At 64.7% G+C, this 19349-nt stretch carries 1 protein-coding gene (only partly in view); it reads right to left on the reverse strand.

Every position in this 19349-nt window falls within one protein-coding gene, locus JGU71_RS07560, for a non-ribosomal peptide synthase/polyketide synthase (protein WP_233528823.1), read on the reverse strand. The gene is 44991 nt long; 14258 of those nucleotides lie to the left of the window and 11384 to its right, leaving coding positions 11385–30733 in view (codon 3795, partial, through codon 10245, partial); the first complete codon in reading order (the gene reads right to left) occupies positions 19346–19348. The start codon and the stop codon both lie outside this window.

The following is a 19349-nucleotide window of genomic DNA, read 5'->3' on the forward strand; positions in this document are numbered from 1 at the left end:
CGAGCACGTCGCGCTGCCACAGCGCGTAGTCCGCGTACTGCACCGGCAGCGGCGCCCAGTTCGGTGCGTCACCGTTGGTACGAGCGGCGTAGGCAACCATGATGTCGCGGGTCAGCGGTCCCATCGACGCGCCGTCGGCGCAGACGTGGTGAACAACCATCGTCAGCACGTAGTCGCGCGTCGGCGAGCCTTCGATCTCCAGCAGCGCAACGTGCAGCGGAACCTCGGCGGTCACGTCGAACGTCGTGGACGCGATCTCGAATACCCGCGTGGGTAGCTGTGCTTCGGTGACAGCTTCCGGTACAAGCGGACGAACTACCTCGGCCGCGGGGAGGACGCGCTGGTACGGACCCTCGAGAGAGTCGGGATAGACCGTCCGCAGCGATTCGTGGCGTTCGATCAGGTCGCGCACGGCAGCTTCGAGTGCAGCGATGTCGAGGTCGCCGGTCATTCGAACGGCAACAGGAATGTTGTCGACGGCAGACTCGGTGTCGAACTGGTTCAGGAACCAATACCGTTGCTGCGCAGGCGACAACGGCAGGCGCTCGGGACGTGCGCCTGCAATCAGCGCAGGGCGGCGACGACCGTTGCCGGTGTGCTGCGCTATGCGAGCAACGAGACCTGCGACGGTGGAGGCTTCGAACATTTCACGAACACCGACAGGTGTATCGAGCGCTGCGCTGAGGCGGGACACAACCTGCGTCGCGATGAGCGAGTTGCCACCGAGTTCGAAGAAGTCGTCGTCCAGACCGACTCGGTCAGCTCCGAGTACCTCCGCGAACGTGTTCGCGACGATTTCCTCGATCGGGGTTGTCGGAGCACGGAACACCTTCGCCGCGAAGGTCGGCGCGGGCAACAGCTTTCGATCGAGCTTGCCACTGGCGTTGAGCGGAAGGTCGTCGAGTACGACGAACGCCGACGGCACCATGTACGCGGGCAGGACCGTGGTCAGTTCGGTCCGCAGGACTTCCGTATTCACAGCAGAGGTGTTCAAGGCAGATCCGACGACGTAGGCCACCAACTGGTCGCCAAGGTGCGCGTCGCCGCGCACCACGACGACGGCCTGCGCGACGGATTCCTGTGCCGTCAAAGCAGCTTCGATTTCGCCGAGTTCGATGCGCAGACCACGCAACTTCACCTGGAAATCGGTACGACCGATGTAGGACAACTCACCATCGGCCCGCCACGTGACAAGGTCACCCGTCCGATACATCCGCTCACCCACACCACCGAACGGATTGGCAACAAACCGATCCGCCGACAAATCCGGACGACCCACATACCCACGAGCCAACTGCACACCCGCCAGATACAACTCACCCGCAACACCCACCGGCACCGGCCGCAACCGCGAATCCAACACCAACACAGCCGTGTTGAACACCGGCGCACCAATAGGCACCGCCACCGTGTCCGCATCCACAACCTCGTGGAACGTCACATCCACCGCAGCCTCGGTCGGACCGTACAGATTGTGCAACCGAGCACCGGTCAACGCACGCAACCGATGAGCAGTCTTCGCAGGCAACGCCTCACCCGACGCGAACACCTGCTGCAGCGAGGTGCAATTGTCGACACCTGGCGCTGCGACGAACACCGCAAGCATCGAGGGCACGAAGTGCGCCGTCGTCACCGAATGTTCGACGATCACATCGCGCAGGTAGGCGGGATCGCGGTGACCGTCGGGACGAGCAACCACCAACCGCGCACCAACCTGCAACGGCCAGAAGAACTCCCACACCGACACATCGAACGTCACAGGCGTCTTCTGCAACACCACATCCGAGGAACCCAACCCGTACGCCGACTGCATCCACACCAAACGGTTCACGATCGCGCCATGCGAAACCGCAACACCCTTCGGCCGACCCGTCGAACCCGACGTAAAGATCACATACGCCGTATTCGACGGCGACAACGCCGCCGACCGCTCCTCCGCAGCAACCGGACCAGCATCGAAACCGGACAAATCAAGCTCATCGATCCGCACCGCGCCCGCAACATCGACCTCGTCACCCGAAGTCGTCAACACACAGACCGGTCGCGCAGTCTCGAGAATGTATTGCGTCCGCTCCGCGGGATGGTCCGGATCCAACGGCACATATGCACCACCGGCAACCGTCACCGCATACATACCGACAACCAGATCCACCGACCGTCGCATCCCCAACGCAACGAACGACTCCGGACCCACACCTACCGACATCAGATACCGGGCAAGCCTATTGACCCGCGCAGCGAACTCCGCATACGTCAGGTCGACACCCTCGAACGACAACGCAATCGCCGACGAGTGTTCGACAACAGCAGCGGTGAACATCGACACCAACGTTGCCGACGAATCAACCTCGTACGCAGTCGAATTCCACTCCTCGACAACCTTCTTGCGCTCGGCGGCGGAGAGGATGTCCAGTTCGCCGACCGGAGTGTTCTGGTCGGCGAGCGCTCCGTCGAGGAGTCGCACGAATCGGTCGGCGAATCCTGCGACCGTCGAAGCATCGAACAGGTCCGTTGCGTACACGAAGTTCGTTGTGGCTCCGACCGGTTCGCCGTTGGCGTCGAACTTCTCGACGACCTCGACCGCTAGGTCGAACTTTGCGACCTGTGCGTCGAATTCGACGCCACTGACCCGCAGGCCAGGCAACTCGAGTTCTGTCTGGCCGGTGTTCTGGAAGGTGAGCATGACCTGGAACAGCGGATGCCGCGCCTGGGAGCGGGCGGGATTGAGTATCTCGACGAGACGCTCGAACGGCAGGTCGGCGTGACCGAACGCGCCGATGTCCGTTTCGCGAACGGCGGCAAGCAGTTCCGCGAAGGTGCGACCACCGTCGACGGCGGTCCGCAGCACGAGTGTGTTGACGAACATGCCGATCACATCGTCGAGCGCTTGCTCGCCACGGCCCGCGACGGGTGTACCGATCGCGATGTCGTCCTGTCCCGACAGTCGGGCGAGAACAACTGCGAGCGCACCGTGGACGACCATAAACGGCGTCACACCGCGTTCGCGCGCAACTCGACGTAGCCGGGTGTGCAACTCTTCGCCGATCTCGAACGTATGCGTCGCACCGACGTAGCTCGCGGCGACAGGTCGCGGTCGATCGGACGGCAGTTCGAGTTGATCGGGCAGGCCTGCCAGACCGTCGGTCCAGTACTGCGCCTGCTGCGAGATCAGGGAACTCGGGTCCGACTCGGAACCTAGCACGTCGCGCTGCCACAGCGCGAAGTCCGCGTACTGCACCGGAAGCGGTGTCCACGTGGGCATTTCACCGGACACACGCGAGGCGTACGCAACCATGACGTCGCGAGCCAGTGGTCCCATCGACCAGGCGTCGCCCGAGATGTGGTGCACGACAACGACAAGGACATGCTCGGCGGTGGGCACCGTCGAACCGTTGGACCCCGTTGGCTCGACGCGGAATACCCGCGCGCGAACCGGCACCTCTGCGGCAACGTCGAATCCGGTGCCGATGATCGACGTGACTGCGCCGAGCAGGTCGGCCTGCGCCACTGTGATCGGAGTCAGGTCGGGTACTACCTGGACGGCCGGCAGCACAACCTGGGCAGGCATGCCGTCGTAGTCGGGGTAGACGGTGCGCAGCGACTCGTGCCGATCGATGACGTCGGCGACAGCTGCCTGTAGCGCGACCACATCCAGAGCACCGGTCAGGCGGATCGCCACCGGGATGTTGTTGACTGCGGACTCGGGCTCGAACCGGTTGAGGAACCACATCCGTTGCTGTGCAAGCGACAGCGGGATTCGGTCGGGCCGGACCCGCGGCGCGAGTTCGGCTCTGGCACCGACACCCGCGTGTGATTCGACCCGCGCGGCGAGCCCTGCGACGGTCGTTGCCTCGAACAGCGTGCGCACTGCGACACGGGTGTCGAGTGCGGCGCCGAGTCGTGCGACAACCTGCGTCGCAATCAGCGAGTTGCCGCCGAGAGCGAAGAAGTCGTCGTCGCGACCGACCTGTGCGATGCCGAGCACGTCGGCGAACACCGCTGCCACGATTTCTTCGACGGGCGTGGTCGGAGCGCGGAACGAGCGTGCTTCGAAGACCGGTTCCGGCAACGCCTTTCGATCGAGCTTGCCGGAGGTGTTCAGCGGGAACTCGTCGAGGACGACGATCGCCGACGGCACCATGTACGACGGCAGGAGTTGGGTCAGCTCGGCCGTCAACTGGCCAGGCTCTGGCGCGGAGCCTGGTGTCGGCACGATGTAGCCGACGAGCTGATCACCCGTCGCGGTCGACATGACAACAGCTGCAGACTGATTCACCTGCGACGACGTCAGCAGAGCCGTCTCGATCTCGCCGAGTTCGATGCGCTGGCCACGGAACTTCACCTGGAAGTCGGTGCGACCGATGTATTCGAGCACGCCGTCCGCACGCCACGTGACGAGGTCACCGGTGCGGTACATACGAGCGGTTCCACTCACGCCCGCGAACGGGTTGGCAACGAACCGGTCGGCAGTCAGATCCGGCCGCGACACGTAGCCGCGGGCGAGCTGCGCACCACTGAGGTAGAGCTCGCCGGGAACTCCGTCCGGCACCGGATGCAGTCGGGAGTCGAGTACGAAGACCTGCGAGTTCCACTCGGGAACACCGATGGGCACCGATTGCCCGGTCTCCCCCGCGGCGGGCCAGTAGGTGATCGACACGGCGGCCTCGGTCGGGCCGTACAGGTTGTGCAGCCCGGCAGAGCTCACGCGGGCAAACGACGCAACCGTCTCCGGCGGCAGTGCCTCGCCGATGACGAACACGTGCCGAAGGGTGGTCAGCGACTCCGCGGACACATGTGCGGCGAAGACGGACAGCATCGACGGAACGAAGTCGGTGATCGTAATACGCTGCGCAGCAATCGTATCTGCGACATAGGCGGGATCGCGGTGACCGTCGTTCGTCGCGACAACCAGCGTCGCGCCGACACGCAGCGGCATGAAGTAGCCCCACAGCGAGACGTCGAACGTCGTCGCGGTCTTTTGCAGGTACGCGTCCGTTGCATCGAGTTGGTACTCGGACTGCATCCATTCGAGCTGGTTCACGATTGCGGCATGGCTGACCGCGACGCCCTTCGGCCGACCGGTCGAACCCGACGTGAAGATGGCGTATGCGGGATGGTCCGCCCGCACGGTGCCGACACGCTCGTCGTCGGTGACGGGCTCGGTCGAAACACCCTCGGTGGCAACGGTATCGATTGCGATGAGCGGCACCGATCCGGCGCCGTCGAACGCGTCACGTGAGGTCGTCAGGACACACACCGGCTGTGCGGTATCGAGGATGTGAGCGATGCGCTCCGCCGGATGATCCGGATCCAACGGCACCCACGCTCCGCCTGCACGCACGATGGCATACATACCTGCGACCAGGTCGATCGAGCGCCGAATCGCCAGTCCTACCAACGACTCCGGGCCGACACCCTGCGCGATCAAGATACGGGCGAGCTGGGAAACACGGGCGTCGAATTCGGCGTAGGTCACCGATTCGCCCTCGAAGACAACCGCAGGAGCATCCGGTGTCGCGCGTACCTGCGCGTCGAAACCGTCGAGCAGAAGCACGTTCTCGACTGCGTGCGCTGTCGCGTTGCGCTCGCGCAACAGGACTCCGTGCTCCACCTGGTCGAGCACGGCGATGTCGCCGACTCGAACAGCAGGATCCGAAACCACACCGTCGAGCACCCGCACGAACCGCTCGGCGATGCCCGCAACCGACGACTCGTCGAACAGGTCCAGGGCATAGATGATTTCGGTGATCATCCCGGCAGGCTCGCCGTTGGCGTCGACCGTCTCGGTGAGAATCACCTGCAGATCGAAGTTCGACACCTTGCTGGTCAGTTCGATACCGCTGACACTGAGTCCCGGCAGCTCGAGCGCACGCTGACCCGCGTTCTGGAACGACAGCAGCACCTGGAACAACGGATGCCGCGCCTGCGATCGAGCAGGATTGAGTACCTCGACAAGTCGTTCGAACGGCACGTCCGCGTGGCCGAACGCCGCGAGATCGGTTTCGCGTACGGACGTCAGCACGTCGGTGAACGGTGCCGCGGAGTCGATCTGCGACCGCAAGACCAGTGTGTTGACGAACATGCCGATCAGATCGTCGAGTGCACGTTCGCCACGACCCGCGACAGGCGTTCCGATGGCGATGTCACCGGTACCCGACAGCCGCGCCAACAGCACCGCGAGCGCGGCGTGCGTGACCATGAACAACGTCGCGTTGCGTTCCCGCGCAAGTTCGGCCAGGTGCCTGTGTGTCTCGGCGGGAATGTCGAAGGTGTAGGTCTCACCGCGACCGGTTGCCACCGCAGGCCGGGCACGATCGGCAGGTAGATCGAGTTGATCCGGGACGCCGCGCAATGCCTGCGTCCAGTACTCGACCTGACGCGCGATCAACGACTCCGGATCGTCTTCGAAGCCGAGGACGTCGCGCTGCCACAGTGTGTAGTCCGCGTATTGCACTGCCAGCGGTGTCCAGGCAGGCTCGCCACCGTCGACACGAGCGGAGTAGGCAGTCATGACATCGCGGGTGAGCGGTCCCATGGAGAAGCCGTCTGCCGAGATGTGATGCACGACAAGGGCGAGCACATGTTCGGTCGGACTGATCTCGAACAGCCTGGCGCGGAACGGCACCTCTGCCGATACGTCGAATCCGGTGAGGACCAACTCTGCGATACGGCTTGGCAGCTCGGCTTCCGACGCCTCGATCGGGGACAGATCCGGGATGACCCGTGCCGTCGGAACGGTGACCTGATAGGGCGTTCCGTCGACCTCCGGATACAGCGTCCGCAACGACTCGTGGCGGGCAAGCACATCGGCGACCGCGATCTGTAGCGCTTGCCGATCGAGCAGTCCCGACAATCGAACCGCGACCGGGATGTTGTTGACTGCCGACGCGCTGTCGAAGCGGTTGAGGAACCACATCCGTTGCTGCGCAAGCGATAGCGGGATGCGCTCGGGTCGTTCCTGCGGTACCAGGGCGGCACGTGCACCCGCACCTGCATGCGACTCGGCGCGGGCGGCGAGCGCCACGACGGTCGGTGCTTCGAACAGTTCACGAACGCCGATCTGCGCGTCGAGCGCGGCAGACAGGCGAGCGACCACTCGGGTTGCCACAAGCGAGTTGCCGCCGAGGGCGAAGAAGTCGTCGTCGAGTCCGACGCGCGGGGTGCCGAGCACCTCGGCGAACGTGTTGGCGACGATCTCTTCGACCGGTGTCGTCGGCGCGCGGAATACCTTCGCTTCGAATACCGGTGCAGGCAACGCTTTTCGATCGAGCTTGCCGCTGGCATTGAGCGGCAGTTCGTCGAGCACGACGAACGCCGACGGCACCATGTACGCGGGCAGACCGTTGCCGAGTTCGTCGCGAACAGCATCGACGTCGGGTGCGGTGCCAGATTCGGCAACGATGTAGCCGACGAGTTGATCGCCGGTCCGAGGATCGGAACGGACGACGACGACTGCGTCCCGCACGGCGTCCTGTGCAGTGAGTGCGGCCTCGATTTCGCCGAGCTCGATGCGCAGACCACGCAACTTCACCTGGAAATCGGTACGACCGATGTACTCCAACTCACCATCGGCACGCCACGTGACAAGGTCACCCGTCCGATACATCCGCTCACCCGGACCACCGAACGGATTGGCAACAAACCGATCCGCCGACAGATCCGGACGACCCACATACCCACGAGCCAACTGCACACCCGCCAGATACAACTCACCCGCAACGCCCACCGGCACCGGACGCAACCGCGAATCCAACACCAACACAGCCGTGTTGAACACCGGCGCACCAATAGGCACCGCCACCGTGTCCGCGTCCACAACCTCGTGGAACGTCACATCCACCGCAGCCTCGGTCGGACCGTACAGATTGTGCAACCGCGCACCGGTCAACGCACGCAACCGATGAGCAGTCTTCGCAGGCAACGCCTCACCCGAGGCGAACACCTGCCGCAACGGACTGCCCTGCTCGATCTCGTTGTCGACGAGGTAGGACACGAACACCGACATCATCGAGGGCACGAAGTGCGCCGTCGTGACGCCCTCCGCCCGAACGATGTCGTCCAGGTAGGCGGGATCGCGGTGACCGTCGGGACGAGCAACCACCAACCGCGCACCAACCTGCAACGGCCAGAAGAACTCCCACACCGACACATCGAACGTCGCAGGCGTCTTCTGCAACACCACATCCGAGGAACCCAAACCGTACGCAGACTGCATCCACACCAAACGGTTCACGATCGCGTCATGCGAAACCGCAACACCCTTCGGCCGACCCGTCGAACCCGACGTGAAGATCACATACGCCGTATTCGACGGCGACAACGAAGCCGACCGCTCCTCCGCAGCAACCGGCGCAGCATCGAAACCGGACAAATCAAGCTCGTCGATCCGCACCGCGCCGGCAACGTCGACCGCGTCACCCGAGGTCGTCAACACACAGACCGGTCGCGCAGTCTCGAGAATGTATTGCGTCCGCTCCGCAGGATGATCCGGATCCAACGGCACATACGCACCACCGGCAACCGTCACCGCATACATACCGACAACCAGATCCACCGACCGCCGCATCCCCAACGCAACGAACGACTCCGGACCAACACCCACCGACATCAAATACCGGGCAAGCCTATTGACCCGCGCAGCGAACTCCGCATAGGACAGGTCCACACCCTCGAACGACAACGCCACCGCCGACGGATGCTCGACAACAGCAGCGGCGAACATCGACACCAACGTCGCCGACGAATCAACCTCGTACGCAGTCGAATTCCACTCCTCGACAACCTGCTTGCGCTCGGCGGCGTCGAGTAGCTCGATGTCGCCGACTGCGGCAGCCGGGTTCGCGGTGATCGAATCGATGACGCGGACCAGACGATCCGCGATTGCACGGACGGCATTGTCGTCGAACAGATCTCGCAGGTAGCCTGCCCGAATACGCAGCTTTGTATCGAGTTGCGCAATCAGGGTAAGCGGGTAGTGCGTCGCGTCGTTCGCGTCGATGCCGTCGACCGACATGCCGTCGATCGCTGCAGCCTGCGCACTGATGCCTGCCGCGTCGACGGGGTAGGACTCGAAGACGACGAGGGTGTCGAACAACCCACCGACGCCGGCGGCAGCCTGGATGTCGGCGAGGCCGACGTAGTGGTGATCCAGCAGATCCGCCTGCTCACCCTGAATTCTGGTGAGCACGGCGCTTGCCGTCTCGGCTGCGTCGAACCGGACTCGAACCGGGACCGTGTTGATGAAGAGTCCGACCATCGACTCGACGCCGGAGAGGTCGGCGGGTCGACCCGACACCGTCGTACCGAACACGACGTCGTCGCGACCGGTGATGCGCGCCAACAGAATTCCCCATGCCGTCTGCAGGACGGTATTGGCGGTGACGCCGAGCTCAGCGGCGAGTGCGGACAGCTTGGCAGTCTGCTGCTCGTCGAGTTCGAACAGGTACTCACCGGCAAGCGCGGTGATCTGCCTGCTGGAATCCATGGGCGCCAACAGGGTTGGTTCGGACACGCCGACGAGCGCGTGCCGCCACGCCTGCTCCGATGCTGCCTTGTCCTGGACCGACACCCATTCGAGGAACGTGCGGTAGGCCCGGACGGGCGGCAGCATCGAACTGTCGCCGCGGACGGCGTACAGCACGAGCAGGTCCTTCATCAGCAGCGGCATCGACCAGCCGTCGAGCAGGATGTGGTGGTTGGTGACGATCAGCTGCCACTTGTCGGTCTCGACGCGAACAAGGGTGAACCTGATCAGTGGCGGTTGTGTGAGATCGAAACGTGCAGCCCGATCGTCGGCAAGTATCCGTTCGAATTCGACGGCCCTGTCGGCGTCGTCGAGACGAACGAGATCGAAGTCCGTCCACGGTGTCTCGACCGCTTCGAGGACGACCTGCACCGCGTTGCCTGCGACGTCGGTGACAAATGCGGTCCGCAGGTTGGCGTAGCGATCGAGCATCGCTTCGGCAGCCGAGCGCAGGCGACGACCGTCGACCGAACCACTCAGCGACAGGACGATTTGCGACGTGTAGACGTCGACCGAGGTCACCGCGAGGAGCGCGTGGAACATCAGGCCCGCCTGCAGCGGCGACAACGGCCACGCGTCGGTCAGTGCGGGATAACGATGCTCCCATTTCTCGATGTCGCCCTGGGTTACGTCGACAAGGGTGAGGTCGGACGGCGTCCGGCCACCCGCCTCGGCGCTACCGGCATGGCGCGCAACGGCTTCCAGCGCCTCGACCCACAGGTGTGCGAGTTCGTCGACATCGGCACGATCGAGCAAGGTCTCCGGGTAGCCGAAGTTGGCCGACAACGTGCCGCCGACGACGATCGCGTTGATGTCGAGCGGTGCCATCGCAGGCATGTCCGCATCGGGCTGCGCGACGAGGTCACCGAGGTCTGCTGCCGGGATCCAGCCGAATCCGGCCAACTGCTCCGGAATGTCGGACGCCGAGATCTGTCCGAGGTAGTTGAAGCTCACCTGGCCGGGCAGGCGCACCGGTAGCTCGGCGGCCGCATCGTCGTTGAGGTAGCGCAGCAGGCCGTAGCCGATGCCCTTGTCCGGCACCGAGAGCAACGCTTCCTTGGCCGCCTTGATGGCCGACCCCATGGCAGGACCACCCGCGAACGCGTCGTCGACGTCCACGCCGGCGATATCGAATCTGACGGGGAAGATCGCGGTGAACCAGCCGACCGTGCGCGACAGATCTGCGCCGGGAACGACCTCTTCCTCGCGACCGTGTCCTTCGAGACGAATCAGTGCGGAGTTTTCGTGCACCCCACGACGGGCGCGCCACTTCGTGACCGCCAGCGCCAATGCTGCGAGTAGCGCGTCGTTGACACCACCGTGATAGAGCGCGGGAACCGTTGTGAGCAAGGACTTGGTGACATGCGCGGACACCTCGACCCGAACCTTGCGAACGACCGAGGCAAGGTCGACGTCGGGATCGAGCGCACGCGGACCGACCAGCGGATCGGGTCCGTCGACGATGTGTCGCCACATCGGCAATTCGGCGACCCGTGCGTCGTCGACGGCACGCTCGCCGAGCGCGTGTGCCCACCGGCGCATGGACGTTCCCGGTTCGGCAAGGACGGGAGTCTGGCCGGAGGACAGTTGTGCCCACGCGGTCACGAAGTCCGGCACCAGGATTCGCCAGGAGACGCCGTCGACGGCGAGGTGGTGCGCGGCGACGATCAGTCGGCCCGATCGCGGTGCGCCACCGTCGGTGGTCGCCGGATCCAGCCAGCCGAACTGCACGACAACGCCATTGGCAGGGTCGAGGCCGCCGAGTGCGGAATCCAAAGCGTCCGTTGCAAGTTCGGTGAACGCACCAGCATCGATGGACGGATCGAATTCGGTCCGGGTCACCAAAGAATCGGCGTCGACGGCACCGGCAGGCAATACCTCGAGCTGCCATTCGCCCGCATCGTCACGGTGCAGCTTCGACCGCAACATGTCATGACGGTCGATCACGGCCGCGACAGTTGCCACGACGTTGGCGCGGTCGATGCCGATCGGCAGTTCCAGCACCAGCGTCTGGTTGAAGCGGTCGAAGCTGCCACCGCGCTCGGCCATAAACCGGACGACAGGTGGGAGCGGCATCGTGCCGACGCCGCCACCCGGAAGTTCGGCCAGCGTGACGGGTGCGGCACTCGACGGATCGGCGACCTCGGCGACCGACGCGAGGCCTGCGACGGTGCGCTGCTCGAAGACGTGCCGCGGGCTGAAGATGACACCCCGGGCCTTTGCTCGCGAGACCAGTTGGATCGACACGATGCTGTCGCCGCCGAGCGCGAAGAACGAATCGTCGACGCCGACGCGATCGAGGCCGAGCACCTCCGCGAAGATGTCGGCGATCGTCTGCTCGACCGGTGTGCGTGGTGCACGGAATGCGACGTCGGCCGCGAACACCGGTTCGGGCAGTGCGGCACGGTCGAGTTTGCCGACGGGGGTCAGCGGAATTCGGTCCAGCACCATGATCGAGGCGGGGACCATGTAGGAAGGCAGCCGCTCCCCCACCGCGGCGGACAACGCTGCGACGTCGATCGAATTGCCAGGCGTTGCAACGACATAGGACACCAGCGACACTGCGCCGGTCGAACTCTTGTGACCGACCGTCGTCGCGAAGTCGACTGTCTCGTCGGCGGCGAGGGCCGCGTCGATCTCGCCGAGTTCGATGCGGAAACCACGGACCTTGACCTGGAAGTCGCTGCGGCCGACGTATTCGACGGTCCGGTCCGAGGTCCAGCGCACGACGTCGCCGGTGCGGTACATCCTGGCACCGGCTTCGTCGGTCGCATCGCCGTACGGATTCGCGACGAACCGCTCGGCACTCAGGCCCGGGCGCGCGTGATAGCCGCGAGCGAGTTGGACGCCCGACAGATAGAGCTCACCTGCGACGCCCACCGGAACGGGACGCAACCGCGAGTCGAGAACGAGTGACCGCATGCCACGGATCGGTCCGCCGATGGTGACCGTCTCGCCGACCAGCAACGGTGCGCTGATGTTGGTCATGATGGTGGTCTCGGTAGGACCGTAGCCGTTGAAGAACTCGCGTTTTCCTGCGGCATCCGTTGCTGCCCAGCGTGATACGAGTTCGGGAGGGCAGGCCTCGCCGCCGGCGACCACAACACGGAGGTCGTCGATACCGGTCGGATCGACCGATGCGAGGGCGGCGGGTGTGATGAACGCGTGGGTTACGTGCGTGCGCCGCAACAGGTCCGCGAGTTCGTCGCCACCGTAGATGGTCGGCGGTGCGACAACCAGGGTCGCGCCTGCGCCGACTGCCAGCAGCAACTCGAGCATCGACGCGTCGAAACTCGGCGATGCGAAGTGCAAGGCTCGTGATTCGGGCGTGATCGAGTAACGCTCGACCTGCTCGGCGCTGAAGTTCGCCAGGCCGGAATGCGTGACGACGACGCCCTTCGGCTTCCCGGTCGAGCCCGAGGTGTAGATGACGAAGGCCGGATGATCGGTACGCAACGTACGAACCCGGTCTGCTGCGGTGACGGGCTCTGCCGATGTGGCACTTGCCTGTTCGAGCAAGGCTGGATCGTCGAGCAGCAACCACTCGACCGAGTCCGAGAGGTCACCGCGTGCGGACGCGACAGTCAGACCGACCGTTGCCCCCGAATCGGTAACCATGTGCTCGATGCGATCGGCAGGGTAATTCGGGTCGATCGGGACGAACGCCGCCCCGGTCTTGGCAACGGCCCAGCTCGCGAGCACCGACTCGGTGGACCGCTTGATGCCGAGCGCAACAAGATCCTCGGGACCGACACCTCGATCGATCAGCAAGCGCGCCAATCGATTCGAGCGCTCATCGAGCTCGCGATATGTCGTCTCTTCGCCTTCGAAGACCACTGCGGTCCGAGCAGGATCCAAGGCCGCGGCAGCGGCCAGCAGATCGGCAAGCGTGCGCGGTTCGACCGTGGCGCCACCGGCGCGGGTGACCAGATCGGCACGTTCGGCTTCGTCGAGCACATCGATCTGCGCGACCGATACGGCCGGATCGGCCGCGACCGCACCGAGCACCCGAAGCCACCGCTGCGCGAACAGGGCGATGGTCGACTCGTCGAACAGGTCGGTCGCATAGGTGATCGCGCCGGCCATACCGTCTGCGCCGCCGCCGATTTCGGACAGCGTGAGCTGCAGGTCGAAGCGTGCAACCTGATCTTCGATATCGAGTGCGTCGACCCGCAAGCCCGGCAATTCGAGCGCCGCGCGATCGAGGTTCTGGAACGCGAGCGCGACCTGGAACAGCGGATGGCGTGCCTGGGAGCGCTCCGGGTCGAGCACGTCGACGAGCCGCTCGAACGGCACGTCGGCATGACCGAAGGCGTCGAGGTCGACCTGCCGGACCCTGGCGATCAAGTCGGCGAACGACTCCGTTGCGTCGATCGGTGTCCGCAGCACGAGAGTGTTGACGAACATGCCGACGAGATCGTCGAGCGCGGCATCGCCTCGGCCTGCGACCGGTGTGCCGATGACGATGTCGTCGGTACCGCTCAACCTGGCCAGCAACACGGCGAGCGCGCCGTGCACAACCATAAACAGCGACGAGTTCTGTTCGCGGGCAACCCTGTTGAGACCGGCGAGCAGGTCTGCGTCGATCGTGAACGTCGACGTCCTACCTGCATTCGTCGCGATCGACGGGCGTGGGCGGTCGGCGGGCAGATCGAGCTGATCGGGGATGCCGGCGAGCGCCGAGTCCCAGTACGCGATCTGCTTGGAGATCAGGGACTGCGCGTCGTCCTCGGAGCCGAGCACCTCGCGCTGCCAGATGGCGTAGTCCGCGTACTGCACCTCGAGCGGCGCCCAGGACGGAGCTTCGCCTTCGGTGCGTGCCACATACGCAGTCATCACGTCGCGCGTCAGCGGGCCCATCGAGAAGCCGTCCGCGCTGATGTGGTGCACGACGACGGCGAGTACGTGTTCGACCGGGCTCGTGCGGAAGATACGTGCGCGGATCGGGGCATGCTCGCTGACATCGAAGCCGTCGGACATGAAGTCCATGACTGCGCCGAGCAATCCGTCTGCGGTGACGTCGATCGGCGCCAGCTCCGGAATAGCTTGCTCCGCAGCAACAATCACCTGGTACGGCGTACCACCGTGCTCCGGGTAGCGAGTGCGAAGCGACTCGTGGCGACGGATGACATCGGCGATGGCGATGCGCAATGCATCGACATCGAGTTCGCCTTCCAGCCGTATTGCGATCGGGACGTTGTAGGCCGCCGACGTCGTGTCGTACTTGTTCAGGAACCACATCCGCTGCTGAGCGAACGACAGCGGGATCAGGTCCGGACGAGGTCCGGCAGTCAAGGCACGGCGTGCTTCGCCCGAGTGCGACTCGACGCGGGCGGCCATCGCCGCGACCGTCGACGCTTCGAACAGCGTCCGTACCGGTACGACGGTGCCCAGTGCGGCACCGATCCTGGAGACGACCCGAGTTGCGATCAGCGAGTTGCCGCCGAGATCGAAGAAGTCGTCGTCGCGACCGACCCTGTCGATTCCGATGACGTCGGCGAACACACCGGCGACGACTTCTTCGACTGGCGTAGTCGGGGCCCGGAACGCCCGGCCTTCCGCTGCCGGAGCCGGCAGCGACTTGCGATCCAGCTTTCCGTTGGCGGTCAGCGGAATCGAGTCGAGTACGACGATCGCCGACGGCACCATGTAGGCGGGTAGCAGATCGGCGACGTCGTCGCGCACGGTCTCGACGTCGATCGCAACGCTCGGCGCTGCGACGGCGTAGGCAACCAGACGCTGATCACCCGGCGCATCCTCACGCACGATCACCGCGACCTGCGCGACCGAATCCTGGGCAAGGAGAGCTGCTTCGATCTCGCCGAGCTCGATGCGGAAGCCGCGGACCTTAACCTGATCGTCGGCGCGACCTAGGTATTCGAGTTCACCCGACCGGTTCCAGCGAGCAAGGTCACCGGTTCGGTAGAGCGCGGTGCCTGCCTCCCCGAACGGGCTGGCGACGAAACGTCCCGCAGTCAGCGCCGGCTGGCCGAGGTAACCGCGAGCGAGTTGAACGCCCGCCACGTACATTTCGCCGGGAACACCGACGGGAACCGGACGCAGCCGCGTGTCGAGAACGAACACTTCGAGACCGGCGATCGCCCGACCGACGATGCTGCTCGTTGCCGCCGACGCTGTCGCGGCATCCAGTTCGCGATGGCTGACGTGGACCGTCGTCTCGGTGATGCCGTACATGTTCACCAAGCGCGGAGCATTGTCGGCGTGCCTGCCGTACCAGTCGGTCAGGCGTCGCAGTTCGAGTGCCTCGCCACCGAAAACCACGTAGCGCAAGGACAACTCGGCTGTAGACCGTCGATCTACCTCGGCGAGCTGATAGAACGCCGAGGGTGTCTGGTTGAGGACGGTGACGCGTTCGCGCTCCAGCAGTTCGTGGAACTGCTCGGGCGACCGCGAGGTGTAGTAGTCGACAACGACGAGCGTGCCGCCGTACAGCAACGGGCCCCATAGTTCCCACACCGAGAAGTCGAACGCGTACGAGTGGAACATCGTCCACACGTCGTTGTGGTCGAAACCGAAGGCCGACTGGGTGTTCGCGAACAACTTCACCACGTTGCGGTGCGGTACGAGCACACCCTTCGGTCGCCCGGTCGAACCGGACGTGTAGATGACGTAGGCGATGTGCGACGACAACAGCGGTGCCGTGCGCTCGGCATCGGTGATCGGCGTTGCGGCAAACCCGGAGACATCGAGTGTGTCGATCTCGAGCACCGGAAGTGCTGCGGGCAAGGCGATCTCGCGATCGGAGGTGGCAACGACACAGACCGGTGCCGCGTCGAGGAGCATGTACTCGATGCGATCTGCCGGGTACGTCGGATCGACCGGTAGGTAGCCGCCACCGGCTTTCACCACGGCCAGCAGCGCGACGACGAGATCCAGTGAACGTGGCAACGACACCGCGACAAGCGATTCCGGGCCGACACCGGCGTCGATCAGGACGCGCGCGAGCTGATTCGCGCGGGCGTCGAGTTCACGGTAGGTCAACGCTGAGTTCTCGTACCGCACTGCGACCGAATCGGGATGTGCAGCTGCGGCATTGTCGAACAGAGCCACGAGAGTGGTGTCGGCACCGGTGTCAGGTCCGGACGAGTTCCACAGGTGCAGCACCTGATCGCGCTCGATGGCATCGAGGGTGTCGATGTCACCGACGGCACGGGTCGGTTCGGCGACGACGCCGCGCAGGAGACGGACGAAACGCTCGGCGAACCCTGCGACCGTCGAGTCGTCGAACAGATCCGTCGCGTAGGTGAAGTGACCGGACAGTTCCGTGCGGCCCGCGACCGTGGTGGCCTCGCCGATGGTCAGCTGCAGATCGAACTTCGCTGTACCGGTGTCGAATTCGACGATCTCCGCGTCGATGCCCGCCAGCGCGAAGGTGCCTTCGAAGGCATTCTGGTAGGTGAACATCAGCTGGAACAGCGGGTGATGCGCTTGTGATCGGGCCGGGTCGAGCACCTCGACGAGACGTTCGAACGGCACATCCGCGTGGCCGAAGGCAGCGAGATCCGTGTCTCGGCTCGTAGCCAGCAGGTCGACGAAACCAGCACTGCCGTCGACTTCGGTGCGCAGCACGAGGGTGTTGACGAACATGCCGATGATGTCGTCGAGCGCTTGCTCGCCACGACCTGCGACAGGTGTGCCGATCGCGATGTCGGTGGTGCCGGACATCCGGGCAGCCCACAGCGCCAACGCCGAGTGCAGAACCATGAACAGCGAGGCGCCGTGTGTGCGTGCGAGTTCCGACAATGCGTCGGCTAGTTCCGCATCGATCGTGAAGCCGAGCGTGCGACCACGGTTGGTTGCCACTTCCGGACGAACTCGATCTGCGGGCAGTTCCAGTAGCTCGGGCAGATCGGCCAATGTTGTTGACCAGTAGTCGATCTGCTTGCTGATCAACGACTTCGGATCGTCCTCGGTACCGAGAACCTCGCGCTGCCACAGCGTGTAGTCGACGTACTGAACGTCGAGCGCCTTCCAGCCGGGCGCCTCACCCTGGGTCCGTGCGGCGTACGCGCCCATGACGTCGCGCATCATCGGCCCGACCGAGAACCCGTCGGAACTGATGTGGTGCAACACCAGAGTCACCACATACTCGGTGTCGTCGAGTTGCAGCAGTCGCGCACGGAACGGCAGTTCTGTTGTGACGTCGAAACTTTCGTTCGCCAAAGCTGCGACGCGGTCGACCAGTTCGTCCGCGTGCACGTCCTCGATCACCAGATCGAACTCGATCTCACGATGCGGTCGGACCACCTGGTAGCCGACACCGTCGATCTCCGGGTAGACGGTGCGCAGCGACTCGTGGCGTCCGATCACGTCGTTGATAGCCGCGCTGAACGCGACGACGTCGAGTTCGCCGGACAGCCGGACCGCGAACGGAATGTTGTTGGCACCGGACTGGGTGTCGAAGCGGTTGAGGAACCACATCCGCTGCTGCGCGAGCGACAACGGGATCAGCGCTGGTCGCTCGCGAGCGACCAGTGGCGCTCGACGGCCTTCTCCCGCATGCGATTCCGTGCGTGCAGCGAGAGCGGCGACGGTGGATGCTTCGAAAAGGACGCGAACGGGCAGCTGCGTATCGAGCGCGGCACCGATACGCGAAGCGACCTGGGTCGCGATGAGCGAGTTACCACCGAGTTCGAAGAAATCGTCGTCGCGGCCGACCCGAACGAGCCCGAGCACCTCGGCGAACACCTCGGCGACGATTTCCTCGACCGGGTTCGCCGGTGCGCGAAACGCCTTCGCGACGAACAGTGGTGCGGGTAGCGCGCGCCGGTCCAGCTTGCCGGATGCGTTCAGTGGGAGCGCATCGAGCGTGACGAACGCCGCGGGCACCATGTAGGACGGAAGCTGCTGTGCGACAACGTTCCTGAGGTCGGCGGCATCCGGCGCGGACCCCGGCGCAGGAACCACGTAGGCGACGAGCTGCTCGCCGGTGTGCGGATCGCTGTGCAGCAGTGCGACAGCCTGGGTCACCGACGAATGCGACAGCAACGCCGACTCGATCTCACCGAGTTCGATACGCAGACCACGCAGCTTGACCTGGAAGTCGGTGCGTCCGAGGTATTCGATGACGCCGTCGGCATTCCAGCGCACCAGGTCGCCGGTGCGATACATCCGCGCGCCGGGATCGCCGAAGGGGTTGGCAACGAAACGATCCGACGTCAGATCCGCGCGTTGGGCATAGCCACGCGCCAACTGCGTGCCTGCCAGGTACAGCTCACCCGGCACACCTGCCGGCGACAACTGCAGTCGCGCATCCAGGATCAGCGCCTGAGCGTTCCAGACCGGCGAGCCGATCGGGACGTTCGTCGGAAGTTCGCCTTCGAGCACACATTCGGTCGCGTGCACGGTGAACTCGGTCGGCCCGTAGAGGTTGTGCAGTGCGGCGTCGGTGAGCTGCCGTGTCGCGGCGACAGTCTCACGCGGCAATGCCTCGCCGGCGACGAGCAGCGCACGCAGCGACGGCAAGCTACCTGCCTCGACCGTTCCGGCGAACACCGACAGCATCGACGGCACGAACGACGTCAGGGTCACGCCATGAGCAGCGATGGTCTCGGCGAGGTATTCGGGATCGCGATGACCGTTGGCCGTTGCGATCACCATCGTCGCGCCGGTCACCAACGGTCCGTACAGTTCCCATACCGAAACGTCGAACGTCGGCGGAGTCTTGAACAACACAACGTCGGCGGCGCCGATGGCGAACCTGTCCACGATCCACTGGACCTGATTGGCCACCGCTGCTCGCGAGACCGTCACACCCTTCGGTCGACCGGTCGATCCCGAGGTGAAGAGGACGTAGGCAGCGTTG

It is taken from the genome of Antrihabitans stalagmiti (assembly GCF_016482825.1).
In the GTDB taxonomy this organism is placed as follows: domain Bacteria; phylum Actinomycetota; class Actinomycetes; order Mycobacteriales; family Mycobacteriaceae; genus Antrihabitans; species Antrihabitans stalagmiti.